The organism is Umezawaea sp. Da 62-37, from assembly GCF_032460545.1.
Classification (GTDB): Bacteria; Actinomycetota; Actinomycetes; order Mycobacteriales; family Pseudonocardiaceae; genus Umezawaea.
Genome location: NZ_CP135965.1, coordinates 3,725,104 through 3,738,968, shown reverse-complemented (window position 1 = coordinate 3,738,968; position 13,865 = coordinate 3,725,104). Strand labels below are relative to the sequence as shown.

At 72.8% G+C, this 13,865-nt stretch carries 14 protein-coding genes and 1 riboswitch; of the genes, 9 read left to right on the top strand and 5 right to left on the bottom strand.

What is annotated here, in order from left to right; all coding sequences use genetic code 11:
- Window positions 1-12 precede the first annotated feature (12 nt).
- On the top strand, window positions 13-435 hold the full coding sequence (locus tag RM788_RS16450; RefSeq protein ID WP_315932549.1) for a VOC family protein: 423 nt from the start codon (window positions 13-15) through the stop codon (window positions 433-435).
- A gap of 19 nt (window positions 436-454) precedes the next feature.
- On the opposite strand, the gene RM788_RS16445 is transcribed toward RM788_RS16450, so the two are convergent.
- Window positions 455-1,381, bottom strand: coding sequence for an alpha/beta hydrolase (locus RM788_RS16445; protein WP_315932548.1), 927 nt, complete (start codon window positions 1,379-1,381; stop codon window positions 455-457).
- A gap of 70 nt (window positions 1,382-1,451) precedes the next feature.
- On the opposite strand from RM788_RS16445, the gene RM788_RS16440 reads away from it, so the two are divergent.
- Window positions 1,452-2,477, top strand: a complete 1,026-nt coding sequence (locus RM788_RS16440) for a M48 family metallopeptidase (protein ID WP_315932547.1) — start codon at window positions 1,452-1,454, stop codon at window positions 2,475-2,477.
- Window positions 2,478-2,555: 78 nt separating this feature from the next.
- Window positions 2,556-3,368: a S1 family peptidase gene (locus tag RM788_RS16435; RefSeq protein ID WP_315932546.1), complete on the top strand. Its 813-nt coding sequence runs from the start codon at window positions 2,556-2,558 to the stop codon at window positions 3,366-3,368.
- A gap of 45 nt (window positions 3,369-3,413) precedes the next feature.
- Here RM788_RS16435 and RM788_RS16430 read toward each other — a convergent pair whose 3' ends face one another.
- The gene (locus RM788_RS16430) at window positions 3,414-3,929 is read right to left on the bottom strand and encodes a hypothetical protein (RefSeq protein ID WP_315932545.1); all 516 of its coding nucleotides are present in this window, start codon (window positions 3,927-3,929) and stop codon (window positions 3,414-3,416) included.
- Window positions 3,930-3,994: 65 nt separating this feature from the next.
- Window positions 3,995-4,606 carry a LysE family translocator gene (locus RM788_RS16425; RefSeq protein ID WP_315932544.1) on the bottom strand — a complete coding sequence of 204 codons (612 nt, stop codon included), beginning with the start codon at window positions 4,604-4,606 and terminating at the stop codon, window positions 3,995-3,997.
- Window positions 4,607-4,944: 338 nt separating this feature from the next.
- Here RM788_RS16425 and RM788_RS16420 point away from each other — a divergent pair, with 338 nt between their 5' ends.
- A complete protein-coding gene (locus tag RM788_RS16420) occupies window positions 4,945-5,403 on the top strand; it encodes a GNAT family N-acetyltransferase (RefSeq protein WP_315932543.1) in 459 nt (152 codons plus the stop codon).
- Here RM788_RS16420 and RM788_RS16415 read toward each other — a convergent pair.
- Entirely contained in the window at window positions 5,357-6,535 is a 1,179-nt protein-coding gene (locus RM788_RS16415; RefSeq protein ID WP_315932542.1) for an 8-amino-7-oxononanoate synthase, read from the bottom strand. The genes RM788_RS16420 and RM788_RS16415 overlap by 47 nt on opposite strands.
- Window positions 6,536-6,659: 124 nt before the next feature.
- Window positions 6,660-7,625 (bottom strand): quinone oxidoreductase family protein, encoded by a 966-nt coding sequence (locus tag RM788_RS16410; RefSeq protein ID WP_315932541.1) that lies wholly within the window; start codon window positions 7,623-7,625, stop codon window positions 6,660-6,662.
- Window positions 7,626-7,712: 87 nt separating this feature from the next.
- On the opposite strand from RM788_RS16410, the gene RM788_RS16405 reads away from it, so the two are divergent.
- The 5 genes from RM788_RS16405 (at window position 7,713) to RM788_RS16385 (ending at window position 13,861) form a co-directional block, all read left to right on the top strand.
- Entirely contained in the window at window positions 7,713-8,279 is a 567-nt protein-coding gene (locus tag RM788_RS16405) for a TetR/AcrR family transcriptional regulator (RefSeq protein ID WP_315932540.1), read from the top strand.
- A gap of 216 nt (window positions 8,280-8,495) precedes the next feature.
- A riboswitch (cobalamin riboswitch) is annotated at window positions 8,496-8,568 on the top strand.
- 59 nt (window positions 8,569-8,627) lie between these two features.
- Window positions 8,628-10,598, top strand: a complete 1,971-nt coding sequence (locus RM788_RS16400) for a putative cobaltochelatase (protein WP_315932539.1) — start codon at window positions 8,628-8,630, stop codon at window positions 10,596-10,598.
- A 9-nt stretch (window positions 10,599-10,607) separates the two neighbouring features.
- On the top strand, window positions 10,608-11,222 hold the full coding sequence (gene cobO, locus RM788_RS16395) for a cob(I)yrinic acid a,c-diamide adenosyltransferase (protein ID WP_315932538.1): 615 nt from the start codon (window positions 10,608-10,610) through the stop codon (window positions 11,220-11,222).
- The gene (locus RM788_RS16390; RefSeq protein WP_315932537.1) at window positions 11,216-12,592 is read left to right on the top strand and encodes a cobyrinic acid a,c-diamide synthase CobB; all 1,377 of its coding nucleotides are present in this window, start codon (window positions 11,216-11,218) and stop codon (window positions 12,590-12,592) included. The genes cobO and RM788_RS16390 overlap by 7 nt, the downstream gene beginning before the upstream one ends.
- Before the next feature lie 102 nt (window positions 12,593-12,694).
- A complete protein-coding gene (locus tag RM788_RS16385) occupies window positions 12,695-13,861 on the top strand; it encodes a cobalt-precorrin-4/precorrin-4 C(11)-methyltransferase (protein WP_315932536.1) in 1,167 nt (388 codons plus the stop codon).
- Window positions 13,862-13,865 lie beyond the last annotated feature (4 nt).

The following is a 13,865-nucleotide window of genomic DNA, read 5'->3' as shown; positions in this document are numbered from 1 at the left end:
CAGGCTGGCCCCATGACCGAACAGCTCCGGCGCCGCGACCCCGACTCCTCCGCCCGCACCGAACCGCGCCCCTACATCCGCGCGTTCGTCCCCCTGGGCGGGCTCGACGACGCGATCGCCTTCTACGAACACCTCCAGGGCGTCGAGGTCGACCTGCGCACCCCGTACCCGGAGAAGGGCCTGGCGATCGCGACCGTCGGCGCGTTCCTGCTGGTGGAAGGTGCCGACGAGATCCTCGAACCCTTCCGCGCCACGCACGGCACCCTGCTCGTGGCCGACCTCGGCGAGTACGAGGACCGGCTTGTCGCCGAAGGCGCGGAGATCCTCGACGCCCGGATCGACGTGCCGACCGGCGCGGGCCTCACGGCCAGGCATCCGGACGGCACCATCGTCGAGTACGTCCACCACCGCCCGCAGCCGCACGAACTCGGCTAGTCCTGCCCCGGAGCCGTCGTCACCCGCGGTCCAGGAACTCGTCGACCGCCGCGAAAGTCCGCTCCCGGACCGCCGCGGCGGACAGGAACAGGTCGTGCATCCCGTCCTGGACTGCGAGCGACGTCACCCGCCCGCCCAGCTTCGGCGCCCACCGCTCGATGTCCGCCACGTCCAGCACCGTGTCCGACACCATCGCCCGCTCCGTCCACGCCTTCGCGTGCAGGTGGCTCGCGCCGGACCGCAGGACGAGCACGGGAACCCGCACGTCGAGTCCACCCTGGAGCTTCGCGTGGCCCATCCGGATCGTCCGCAGCCAGCCCGCGTGCACCGGGAACGCCTCGATCGGCTTCCACGCGAGGTCGAAGTCCCACTCGCCGTGGTGGTCGCGGTGGATGCTCTGGCCGTACACCGGTCCCAGGCCCGGCTTGACCACGAGCTTCGGCGCCACCCCGCCGATGCCGCGCACCACGGCCGTGCCGACCGTCCGCATGATCCACGGCTCGGCCAGTTCGAACCACGGGCTGTTGAGCACGAGCGCGTCCAGCAGGCCGTCCGCGCGCCGCTCGTGCGCCCACAGGCTGGTGATCAGGCCGCCGGTCGAGTGTCCCATCAGGACCAGCTTCGAGTGGCCGTCCTCCTGGCGGATCACGCGCACGGCCTCGTCGACGTCGGCGAGGTGGTCGGCGAGGTCGGTGACGAAGTTGGGCGTCTCGCCCTGCTTCAGCGACCGGCCGTAGGAGCGCAGGTCGACGGCGTAGAAGTCGAACCCGAGGGCCGCGTAGTGCTCGGCCACGTGGCGCTGGAAGAAGTAGTCGGCCCAGCCGTGCACGTGGAGGATGGCTCCTCTGGTGGCTTCTTGCGCGCGGTGGCGCACCAGGGTGGCGGTGGCTTCGCCCAGGGACAGGGTCCGGGTCCCGAAGTCGGCACCGAGCACGTCAGCGGTCATCGCGACAGTCTGCACGGTGTTCGACCGGTTTCGGCAACCCGAAGCGCGGAATCTGGCTAGCCTCGGACGAATGACGGATGAGATCGAACGTTCGACGGCCAGGGTGCGCTTCGCCGGTATCAGTCCGCGGGCGTACGAACACCCCGCGGACCGGGGCGCGTTGGCGCTGCTCCGCGCCGTGCCGGGCATCGGTCCCGTGCTCCAGGCGGTGGCCGGGGCCTTCACCGAGCGCGGTGAACGGCTGGTGTACCTCGCCTCCTCGATCAGGGTCGGCCCGAAGCAGTACGCGGACCTGGACCGGATCCGGCTGGAGACGGCGGCCACTTTGGACATCGACCCGGTGCCCGAGTTGTTCGTGCAGCGCAACCCGGTGCCGAACGCGTCGACGCTGGGCATCGACAAGCCGTTCATCGTGATCACCACGGGCCTGCTCGAACTGCTCGACACCGAAGGCCTGCGGTTCACGATCGGGCACGAGATGGGCCACGTCCTGTCCGGGCACGCGCTCTACCAGACGATCCTGCAACGCCTGATGCAGCTCCAGTACAGCCTCGGCTGGATGCCCGCCGGGTACTGGGCGATCCGCGCGGTCATCGCCGCGCTGTTCGAGTGGTACCGCAAGACCGAGCTGTCCTGCGACCGCGCCGGGCTGCTGTGCGTGCAGGACCCGGCCGCCGTGCTGCGCGTGCACGTGGCGATGGCGGGCGGCATGGACGGCTCGCAGATCGACACGGCCGAGTTCCTCAAGCAGGCCAAGGAGTACGAGCAGGTCGAGGACATCCGCGACAGCGTCCTCAAGCTCGTCAAGACGTGGCCGCTGACGCACCCGCTGGCCGTGGTGCGCGCCGCCGAGCTGCAGAAGTGGGCGGCCTCCGAGGAGTACCGCGCGATCCTCACCGGCGAGTACGCGCGCCGCGAGGACGACCGGCCGACCAGTTCGTTCACCGAGGACGTCAAGTCCGCGGCGAAGTCGTACAAGGACTCGATGAGCACCTCCGAGGACCCGCTGATGAAGGTCTTCAACGAGTTCGGCGAGGTGCTTTCGGGCACGGCGGGCAAGGTCTGGAGCAAGTTCGGAAACTCCCCGAACAACTGACGTTGGGCCGAACAGCCCAGTTCTGTCGTACGTCTTGGCTAACCTCCTTGGGACAACCGGACTCATGGAGGAGGCCCCGTGGGGGACACCAAACGACGTCTTGCCGCGTTCGTGGCGGTACTGGCGGCCCTGCTGACCTGCACGGCACCCGCGGGTGCCGACGATCGGATCGTCGGCGGCGACCGCGTCTCGATCGCCACCCACCCGTGGGTGGTGTACCTGACCGACGGGAACGGCTTCCAGTTCTGCGGTGGCACCCTGGTGGCGCCGACCAAGGTGCTCACGGCGTCGCACTGCGCGTCCGGCCGCACCGCGGACTCGGTCCGCGTGGTCGCCGGGCGTGAGGACAAGCAGAGCAAGTCCGGTGTGGTCAGCGCCGTCACCGACATCTGGATGCACCCCGGTTACCAGACCGCGGACCAGGGGCGGGACGTCGCCGTGCTGACCCTCGGCACGGAGCTGCTGTACCCGACGATGCCGCTGGCCGGTGCCGCCGACAGCTCCCTGTACGCCGCGGGGACCTCGGCGTACATCTACGGGTGGGGTCGGGTCAGCGAGCAGGGCGCCACGTCCCGGTACCTGCTGGGCGCGACCGTGCCGCTGTCGACCGACAGCGCCTGCCAGGAGGCGTACCCGCAGTACGACAAGGCCCAGATGGTGTGCGCCGGGTTCCCCGCGGGAGGGGTGGACACCTGCCAGGGCGACTCCGGTGGCCCGCTGGTGTCCGGGGGCAAGCTGATCGGCGTGACGTCCTGGGGCGAGGGGTGCGCCCGTGCGGGCAGGCCCGGCGTGTACGCGCGGGTGGCGGCTTTCGAGGCCGCGGTGGCCGAGCAGCTGGCCGTGGTGCCCGCGGAGACGTCGTCCCTGCCCGAGCCGCAGCCCGAGGGGTGACCGGTGGTCCGGCCGGGAGCGCGACTCCCGGCCGGACCGGGTGGCCTACGCCCGGTCGACCCGCCCCGGTGCGGGCCGGACGGGCGGCGCGGGACGTTCGCGGAGCCCGCGCAGGAACAGGGCGGTCAGGGTGCCGATGGCGCCGATCACGATGAGCGGTGCCGCGGTCGCCGAGCAGAAGCTCGCCCAGTCGGAGTCGGGGTAGGCGTTCCTGCTGTCGCGCGAGCTGGGTTCGAACATCCCGAACAGGATCCCCATCGGCACGGACACGACCGCGAGGCACGTCGTGACGACCGCTGCCCACCGCCGTCGGAGCGCCACGAACGGGGAGGCCACCACCAGCAGGGCCGCGGAGATCACCGCTCCGCCGTACAGCTGCCTGGTGGAGCGCATGCTCGCCTCGTCGAAGGTCCGGTCGCGGATGTTCCCCCTGTAGGCGGGCCCCTGCCAGGTGTCGAGCTGGTGGCCGATGGCGACGGAGGCGAACACCAGCCCGACGGCGAAGATCGCCATCGCCACCAGCGGCCAGGGGATGAGCGTGGGTCCGCGTTGGGTGCGCACGAACAACCAGGACGTCCGGGACGCCCTGGTCGTTGCGCGCGCGGCCGACACGGGGACCCCCGGCGTCAGAGGACCAGTCCGACGGACATGGTGAGGAACACCGCCGCGCACACCGCGTCCAGCGCGGTCGTGACGCCGGGGCGGTGCAGCCCGCCCGCGACGCGGCTCGCGGCCACGACGATGAGCAGCTCCCACAGGGCGGCGAGGCCGAGGAACACCACGGCCAGCATCGCCAGCTGGGCCGTCGGCTGCCCGGCGCCGATGAACTGCGGCAGGAACGCCAGGGAGAACAGCAGCATCTTCGGGTTGGTGATGTTGGTCAGGAAGCCGCGCCGGAACGGCCGGTCGGCCACGGCCTCCAGCGGCTCGTCGACCTCCGGGCGCCGCAGCAGCCCGCGCGTGATCGACAGCGCCAGCCACAGCAGGTACGCCGCGCCGACCCAGCGCAGCGCCACGAGCACCACCGGGTAGCGGGCCAGGACGACGCCGAGTCCCGAGATGACCACGCCGACCTGCACGAAGCTCGCCGCGTGGATGCCGCCCAGCGCCCACAGGCCCGCCCGCGTGCCCGAGCGCATCGAGGTGCGCAGCAGCAGGAAGGCGTCGACGCCCGGCGTGAGGATCACGACCACGCAGGCGATCAGGAAGGCCGGGACTTGACCGAAGTCGAGGAACATGCGTGACCCTCCTAGGGTGCCGGACAGATCGTTGCGATCTGTGCACTGCGCCGATGATTCTTCGGCTCCGGACGACTCTAACAGGAAGATTTGATGTTCTGTTCCCGGTGGGCGGTGGATTCGACTGTCGGCCGCTGGGTTTGCCGGAAGAACTGCGGGCGGTCGCGCCCGGTGTCGGAGCGTGGCGAGGGCGCCTGCTGGAGACCGGCGGTCATCTGCGGCGCGCTCGTCGACGTCGTCTTATGCCGTGTGCCGCCGGATGAGCCGGGATGTCCACAGGTGGCCGGCGAGCCGCTGATCACATCTCCGAGCCGGTCCGCTGTGATATCCAGGCTGGTGTGCGCACATCACCGTTCCCCGCCACGCTGCGCAGGCAGTGGTCGGCCGACCTGACCACCGCGCAGCTGTACGCGCTGCTGAAGTTGCGCAGCGAGGTGTTCGTGATCGAGCAGTCCTGCCTCTACGCGGACCTGGACGGCCGCGACCTCGAACCCGGCACCCGGCACCTGTGGCTGGAGGTGGACGGCAGCCCGGAGCCGCTGGCCTACCTCCGGCTGCTGGAGGAGGCCGACGGCACGTTCCGGATCGGGCGGGTGGTCACGGCCCGCGTCGCCCGCGGCCGCGGTTACAGCCGCAGGCTGGTCGAGGCCGCGCTGAGCGAGGTCGGCACGGTCGACTGCGTGCTGGACGCGCAGACCTACGTGGCCGACTTCTACGGCTCGTTCGGCTTCGTGGCCGAGAGCGCGGAGTTCATCGAGGACGGGATCCCGCACCTGCGGATGCGCCGGTCTCGGTGATCACGCGGACCGCGCGCTCGATGTCCGCCTCGGACAGGTCGGCCCGCGCGGTCAGCCGCAGCCGCGAGATGCCGTCGGGCACCGACGGCGGCCGGAAGCAGCCCACGACCACACCGGCCGCGCGGCAGGCCTCGGCCCACTCGAACGCGGCCTCGGGCGAGGGCGCCTGCACGGACACGACCGCCGCCGTCGGCGCGCTGGCCCGGAAACCCGCCGCGCGCAGGCGTTCGGACAGCTCGACGGCCGCGGCCAGCGCCCGGCCGGGGCGGTCGGGTTCCTCGCGCAGCACCTTCAGCGCGGTCAGCGCCGCCGCCACGCTGCCCGGCGCGAGGCCGGTGTCGAAGATGAAGCTGCGCGCGGTCTCGACCAGGTGGCGGATGACCCGGCTCGGCCCGAGCACCGCGCCGCCCTGGGCGCCGAGGGACTTCGACAGCGTGATCGTGGTGACCACGTCCGGCGACTTCGCCAGCCCCGCCGCGTGCACAGCGCCACGACCGCCTTCACCCAGCACGCCGAGGCCGTGCGCGTCGTCCACGACCAACGCGGCGTCGTGCTCGCGGCACACCGCCGCCAGCTCGGCCAGCGGCGCGAGGTCGCCGTCGACGGAGAACACCGAGTCCGTCACGACCAGCGCCCGCCGCTCGCCCCGCGTGGCCAGCGCGTTCTTCACCTGCGGAACGTCGGTGTGGCCCGCGACGACCACGTCCGCCTTCGACAGCCGGCAGCCGTCGATCAGGGAGGCGTGGATGTACTGGTCGGCCACGATCGCGGTGCCCGCCCCGGACAGCGCCGTGAGCGCGCCGAGGTTCGCCGCGAAACCGGAGGAGAACACCAGCGCGGACTGCGCGCCGCAGAAGTTCGCGAGCTCGTACTCGAGTTCGGTGTGCAGCTCGGTGCTGCCGGTCACCAGCCGCGACCCCGTCGACCCCGCGCCCCAGCGCATCGACGCCGCCGCGGCCGCCCCGGTCACCCGCTTGTCCCGCGCGAACCCGAGGTAGTCGTTGCTGGCGAGGTCGAGGTCCGTCGACGTCGCCGGTCGCGGCCGCAGCCTGCGGGTCAGTCCGGCCTTGGCGCGGGCCTCCGCGCGGGTGTCGATCCAGTCGAACACCGAGTCACCTGTGCTCACGCTCACCGCGGCAGTCTCCCACCGGCCGGGTGCGGTCCACCCGCGCGGACCACCCAGCTCGACCTGTTCTATGCCGAGTGGCCCTTCGACCTGCGGAGACTGCGCGCGGAGAGCGTGCGGGCGGTCCGGCTCAGGGAACCAGGAACTGCTTCCCCGTGGTGCTCCGCTCCTCCAGCGCCCGATGCGCCGCAGCGGCCTCGCCCAGCGGCCAGGACTTCCCGAGCACGGGTCGGAGTTCGCCGGAGGCGCCGAGCGCGAAGGCGTCCGCGAGCAGCTTCGCGGCGTAGGCCGGGTCGCCGGACAGGTTGCGCAGGCCGATGAGGGCGACGCCCTTGCGCACCACGTCCTTCACCGGGATGTCGGCGTACGAGCCGGACGCGGTGCCGTAGAGGACCATCCGCCCCACGCCGTCGCTGAGCAGGTCGAACGCGGACCGGGACACCTCGCCGCCCACGGAGGACAGGACCACGTCGACCGGTGCGATCCGGGAAGTCCAGTCCGGCGCCGTGTAGTCGACGGCCTCGTCGGCGCCGAGTTCCTTGGCCAGCGCGAGTTTGGCCTCGCCCCGTGCCAGAGCCACGGCGGTGGCTCCGGCACGGGTGACGAGCTGCACCAGGAGGCTGCCGACCCCGCCCGCGGCAGCCTCGACCAGCACGCGCTCGCCCGCCCGGATCCGGGCGGCGTCCAGGAGCCCGAGGGCGGTGATGCCCTGGACGTAGAGGGCGAGTGCCTCGCGCGCGCTCAGGCCGTCGGGCACGGGGATGGCGCCCGCGGCGGGGAGCACGGCCAGTTCGGCGTAGCCGCCGGTGAGGGAGAAGCCGAGCACCTCGGTGCCGATGAGGTCGCCGGACACGTCCTGGCCGACGGCGCGGACGACACCCGCGACCTCCAGGCCGAGGGTGGTCGGCAGGGGCGGCTGCGGGTACCAGTCGTAGAGCTCGGCCGACGCCCGCGAGCGCTGGAGCGCCTCGCCGTAGTTCAGGCCGATCGCGGTCACCTCGACCAGCACCTGGCCCGGCCCGGCGACCGGGTCGGGGACGTCGTCCACCTGGAGCACCTCGGGACCGCCGAACTCGTGGACGCGCACCGCACGCATGGGAACCCCCTCCTGTAGCGGACCGACGGTCCGCTTCTGTGTGCGCTACGATACGGACCAGTAGTCCGGTTCTGTCAAGGGGGCGATGTGGGAGAGCGCGCGGACGCGGTGCGCAACCGCGAGGCGATCCTGGTCGCCGCCAAGTGCCTGATCGACGAACGCGGGCTCGAGGCGATCTGCATGGACGACGTGGCGGTGGCCGCCGGCGTCGGCAAGGGCACGGTGTTCCGCCGGTTCGGCGACCGCGAGGGCCTGGTCGAGGCGTTGGCGCTGAAGGCGGGGGAGGGCTGGCGGGAGCGCGCGGCCCTGATCCTGGAGGACGAGGACAAGAGCGCGGCCGAACGGGTGATCCTGTTCGCGCGGGAGCTGTTCGACCACGTCGTGGAGACGTTGCCGCTGGTGCGGGCGTTCGAGCAGGTGTCGCGCTCGTACGCCTGCGGCGGCGGGATGGAGCCGATCCGGGACGGCCTGATCGGCCTGGTCGAGCGGCTGCACCCCGGCGGCGACGCGGAGTTCCGGGCCGAGTCGCTGCTGGTGAACTTGCGCGCCGCGCACATCCACTACCTCGTCCACCAGCGCGGGATGCCGGTGGAACGGGTGCGGGCGGGTGTGATGGGGCTCGCCGAGGACCTGGTCGCCCCCGGAGCGTCGTAGCCCCTGAAGTCCGCCCGGCGCGACCCGGTCAGCAAGACCCCAGGGCCGCCACCCCGCCGCTCCGGGCCGCCCGGACCAGCTCCACATCCGGGGGCTCCGGGTCCCCCCGCCCGCTCGCGCGGCCGGTCGCGCACCCCGCGCGGATGTGATCAGACTCGCCGAGGGGTTGGTCACCGCCCGGCGGGATGCGACGATGCGAGCGCTGTAGGGGTGTGCGAGGAAGCCGGTGGGAATCCGGCGCGGTCCCGCCACTGTGACCGGGTGGGAGAGATCCGGGAGTCAGGAACTCGACCCCCGAGTCACCACCACCGGACACGGGCGTGGACACCCGAGGAAGGACCTCCCCGCATGACCTCGCGCTTCCCCTTTTCCGCCGTCGTCGGTCACGACGACCTGCGATTGGCCCTGCTGTTGAACGCGGTGCACCCCGGCATCGGCGGTGTGCTGGTCAGGGGTGAGAAGGGCACCGCGAAGTCGACCGTCGTGCGCGCGCTCGCCGCGCTGCTGCCGGAACTGGCCGTCGTGCCGGGCTGCCGGTTCGGCTGCGACCCGCTGGTCGACACCGAGTGCCCCGACGGCCCGCACACCGGCGGCGCCTCCGAACGCCGTCCCGCCAGGCTGGTCGAACTGCCCGTCGGCGCCACCGAAGACCGCCTGGTCGGCTCGCTGGACCTGGAGCGCGCGCTGACCGAGGGCGTCCGCGCCTACCAACCCGGTCTGCTGGCGGCCGCGCACCGCGGCGTGCTGTACGTCGACGAGGTCAACCTGCTGCACGACCACCTGGTCGACCTGCTGCTGGACGCGGCCGCGATGGGTCGCGCGCACGTCGAGCGCGAGGGCGTGTCGATCTCGCACGCGGCGTCGTTCCTGCTGGTCGGGACCATGAACCCGGAAGAGGGCGAGCTGCGTCCGCAGCTGCTGGACCGCTTCGGCCTCACGGTCGCCGTGCGCGCCTCCCGCGACGTGGCGACCCGCACCGAGGTCATCCGCCGCAGGCTCGCCTACGAGGCCGACCCGGAGGGTTTCGCGGCGCGCTGGGAGTCCGTGGACGCCGAGCTGGCCGAACGCATCGTGACCGCCCGCGCGGCGCTGCCGACCGTGGAGCTGCCGGATTCCGAGCTGCGCCGCATCGCGGGCGTCTGCGCGGCCTTCGAGGTCGACGGCATGCGCGCCGACCTGGTCGTCGCCCGCACCGCCGCGGCGCACGCCGCCTGGCGCGGCGCGGACGTGGTCGAGGAGGCCGACGTCGAGGCCGCCGTGCGGCTCGCGCTGCCGCACCGCAAGCGCCGCGACCCGTTCGACGAGCCGGGCCTGGAGGAGGAGCAGCTCGCCGACGCGATGCGGCAGGCGGCCGAGCACGCCGACGAGGAGCCGGACGGCCCGCCGGAACCCGACGGCCCGGACGACGGCGGCGACGGGGGTGGGCAAGCGCCGGAAAGCCAGGAGAACACCGGGGCGCAGCAGCAGAAACCTCAGCAGGGCGGTTCCAAGGAACGTCCGCCCGCCGCGCCCGCGCCCGCGTTCCGCGCCCGCCTGCTCCAGGTGCCCGGCGTCGGCGAAGGCGCTCCGGGCAAGCGTTCCCGCGCCCGCGCCCGTGCGGGCCAGGTGGTCCGATCGTCCACTGTGGACGGAGCTGGTCTGCACCTGATCGGCACGCTCGCCGCCGCCGCGCCGCACCAGAACTCCCGCGGCCGCAGTGGTCCCGGACTCGTGCTGCGGGCAGGCGACCTGCGCCTGTCGGTGCGCGAGGGCAAGGAGGGCAACCTCGTCCTCTTCGTCGTCGACGCGTCCGGCTCGATGGCCGCCCGGCAGCGGATGTCCGCGGTCAGCGGCGCGGTGATCTCCCTGCTCCGCGACGCCTACCAGCGCCGGGACAAGGTGGGCGTGATCACGTTCCGCGGTTCGACCGCCGACGTGGCGCTCCCGCCGACCAGTTCCGTCGACGCCGCCGCGGCCCGGTTGCGCGGGCTCCGCACCGGCGGCCGCACGCCGCTGGCGGACGGGCTGCTCAAGGCCCGCAGGCTGCTGGAGGTCGAACGGCTGCGCGACCCGCGCCGCCGCCCGCTGCTGGTCCTGCTCACCGACGGCCGCGCCACGTCGACCGGGGCGGGCGGCGACCCGATGCGGGACGCGCTGCGCGCCGCGGGCCTGCTGGCCGCCGACGGCACCGCCTCCGTGGTGGTCGACTGCGAGCACGGGCCCGTCCGGCTCGGCCTGGCGGCCAAGGTCGCCGTCGCGCTGGACGGCGCGTGCCTGCGCCTGGAAGAACTGTCCGCCGACCAGGTCGCCGGTGTCGTCCGCGCGGCCCGCGCCGCCTAGGAGATCCCGGTGCCACAAGGACAACCGACGTCCGTCCCGAAGGACGGCCTGACCACGCGCCAGCGCCGCAACCGGCCGCTGCTGATGGTCCACACCGGTGAGATGAAGGGGAAGTCCACCTCGGCGTTCGGCCTCGCGCTGCGCGGCTGGAACCAGGGCTGGTCCATCGGCGTGTTCCAGTTCGTGAAGTCGGCGAAGTGGAAGGTCGGCGAGGAGGAGGCGTTCAAGGCGCTCGGCAGGGTGCACGACGAGACCGGCGTCGGCGGCGCGGTCGAGTGGCACAAGATGGGCGAGGGCTGGTCCTGGACCCGCAAGCAGGGCACCGAGCAGGACCACGCCACCGCGGCGCTCGAGGGCTGGCGCGAGATCTCCCGGAGGATCGCGGACGAGCGGCACGGCCTGTACGTTCTGGACGAGTTCACCTACCCCATGCACTGGGGCTGGGTGGACGTCGACGAGGTGGTGGCCACCCTGAAGGACAGGCCCGGCCACCAGCACGTCGTGATCACCGGCAGGTACGCGCCGCCCGCGCTGCTGGAAGCCGCCGACCTGGTGGTGGAGATGTCCAAGGTGAAGCACCCCATGGACGACGGGCAGAAGGGCCAGAAGGGGATCGAGTGGTGAATCGGCTGGTGGTGGCCGCCCCCGCGTCCGGGAGCGGCAAGACCACCGTGGCGACCGGGCTGATGGCCGCGCTGCGCCGGGCGGGCAGCCGCGTGGCGCCGTTCAAGGTCGGCCCGGACTACATCGACCCCGGCTACCACGGCGTCGCGACCGGACTGCCCGGCCGCAACCTCGACCCCGTCATGGTGGGCGAGCAGAAGGTCGCGAGCCTGTTCGCGCACGGCTCGCGCGGCACGGACATCGCCGTGGTCGAGGGTGTGATGGGCCTGTTCGACGGGCGCATCGGCACCGAGGGCCTCGGGTCGACCGCGCACGTCGCGAAGCTGCTGGCCGCCCCCGTGCTGTTCGTGGTCGACGCGCGCGGCCAGAGCCGCAGCCTCGCCGCCCTGCTGCACGGCTTCCGCGGCTACGACCCGACGGTCCGGATCGGCGGCGTGATCCTCAACCAGGTCGGCTCCGAGCGGCACGAGCAGGTGCTGCGCGACGCGTGCGCGGAGGTCGGCCTGGAGGTCATGGGCGTGCTGCCGCGCGACCCGGCGTTCTCGCTGCCGTCGCGGCACCTCGGCCTGGTCACCGCCGTCGAGCACGGCCCGGAGGCGCTGGCCGCGGTCGACGCCATCGCGGACGCCGTCGCCAAGCACGTCGACCTGGACGCCGTGCGCAGGCTGGCCGCCGTCGCGCCCGCGATGGCCGTGCCCGCGTGGAACGCGACCGCCGAGGTCGAGGCGGTGTCCGGTGAGCCGGTCGTCGCCATCGCGGGCGGGGCGGCGTTCACCTTCGGCTACGCCGAGCACGTGGAGCTGCTGCGGGCCGCGGGCGCGGACGTGGTGATCGTGGATCCGCTCCGGGACGCCGAGTTGCCCGAGGGCACGTCCGGTCTGGTGCTGCCAGGCGGGTTCCCCGAGCAGCACGCGGAAGCCCTGTCCCACAACGCCTCCCTGCGCGCCGCCATCGCCGCGCTGGCCCGCTCCGGCGCGCCGGTCCACGCCGAGTGCGGCGGGCTGCTGTACCTCGCGCGCAGCCTCGACGGCGTGCCGATGTGCGGGGTGCTGGACGCGGAGGGGTCGATGTCGCCCCGGCTCACGCTTGGCTACCGCGACGCGGTGGCGCCGTCCGACTCCGTGCTGTCGCGCGCGGGCGAGCGGGTCACCGGGCACGAGTTCCACCGCACGGTCCTCACCCCGGCGCAGGGCTCGCAGTCGGCGTGGCAGTGGCGCGGGAACGACCGCAAGCCCGTCGCGGAGGGATTCGCGGTCGGAGGTGTGCACGCCTCGTATCTGCACACGCACCCCGCCGCGATACCGGAATCCGTGGCCAGGTTCGTGCGCGCTTGCGCGTCCGCCGAGGTCACCTACGAGGCCACTCGATAGTGGAGCGCCACCGGACGGTACGGTCGTCTCTCCTCCTTCCGCACACTGTGTCGATCAAGAACGCCGTCCGCTGTATCTGATTCCTCTTGGGGAGCCGAAGTGATGTCTGGTCGGATTTCCTTCGTGGGCGCCGGTCCCGGTGCCGCCGATCTCATCACCCTGCGCGGCGCCAAGCGCATCGCGGAGGCGGATGTCGTCGTGTGGGCGCCGAGCGCGATCGACGTCGAGTGCGTCCGCGAGCACGCCCGCCCCGAGGCCGAGTTGATCGACTTCTCCCGTGTGTCACACGAAGAGGTGATCGAGGTCTACCGCCGGGCCGCGGCGGGCAGGCTCAAGGTCGTGCGGCTGCACGCGGGCGACCCGTCGCTGTGGAGCGACGTGCAGGACCAGTACGACACGTGCGCCAGGCTCGGCCTCGACCTGGAGATCGTGCCCGGCGTCTCCCAGTTCTCCGCGGCCGCCGCGGCGATCGGCCGTGAGCTGACCACGTCCGAGGTCGCGCAGTCGCTGATCCTCACCGGTCCCGAGGGCAGCGAGCACCTCCAGGAGTTCGCGGGCCACGGCACCACGATGGCGATCTCCCTGTCCGCCGCGCGCACCGGCCAGCTGGTCGAGAAGCTGCGCGCGGGCGGGTACCCCGAGGACACGCCGATCGTGGTGGCGTACAAGGTTTCCTGGCCGGACGAGACGATCGCGCACACCACGCTCGCCGGGCTGGAGGCGTCGGTGAAGGAGCACAAGCTCTACCGCACCACGATGTTCCTCGTCGGCAAGGTGCTCAAGCCCAGCAGCCGCGTGCGCGGCACCGGGTTCCGCAAGTCCGACGCGCCGGTCGAGGCGTCCGACGAGCCCGTGCGCAAGGCCCGGCCGTCGAAGTGGTCCGTGCGGGCCGGTCGCCACGGCCGGATCAGCGCGCGCACCGACCTGGCGCCGGAGATCACCGACGTGGCCGTGGAACCGGCGCCGGAGACGGAGACGTCGGTCGCCGCCTGGTCGGCCGTCCGCGACTGGCAGGAGAGCGCGCGCAGGCCGCGGGTCGTCACCGTGGACGCCGGCGAGGCTCCGGAGGCGTCCGCGGAGCCCGTGCTGTCGGCGGTGTCGGAGCCGGGTTCGGTGTCGGAGTCGGGTTCGGAGTCGGCGGGGGACCCCGTCGAGGGTCCGAAGCCGCGCGCGGTCGCCGCCGCGACGCCGAGCAGGACCGTCCAGGTCAGCACGACGCCGCGCAGGCCGTCCATGCCGCGGACCAAGAAGACGAAGCGCGCGCACTGATCCC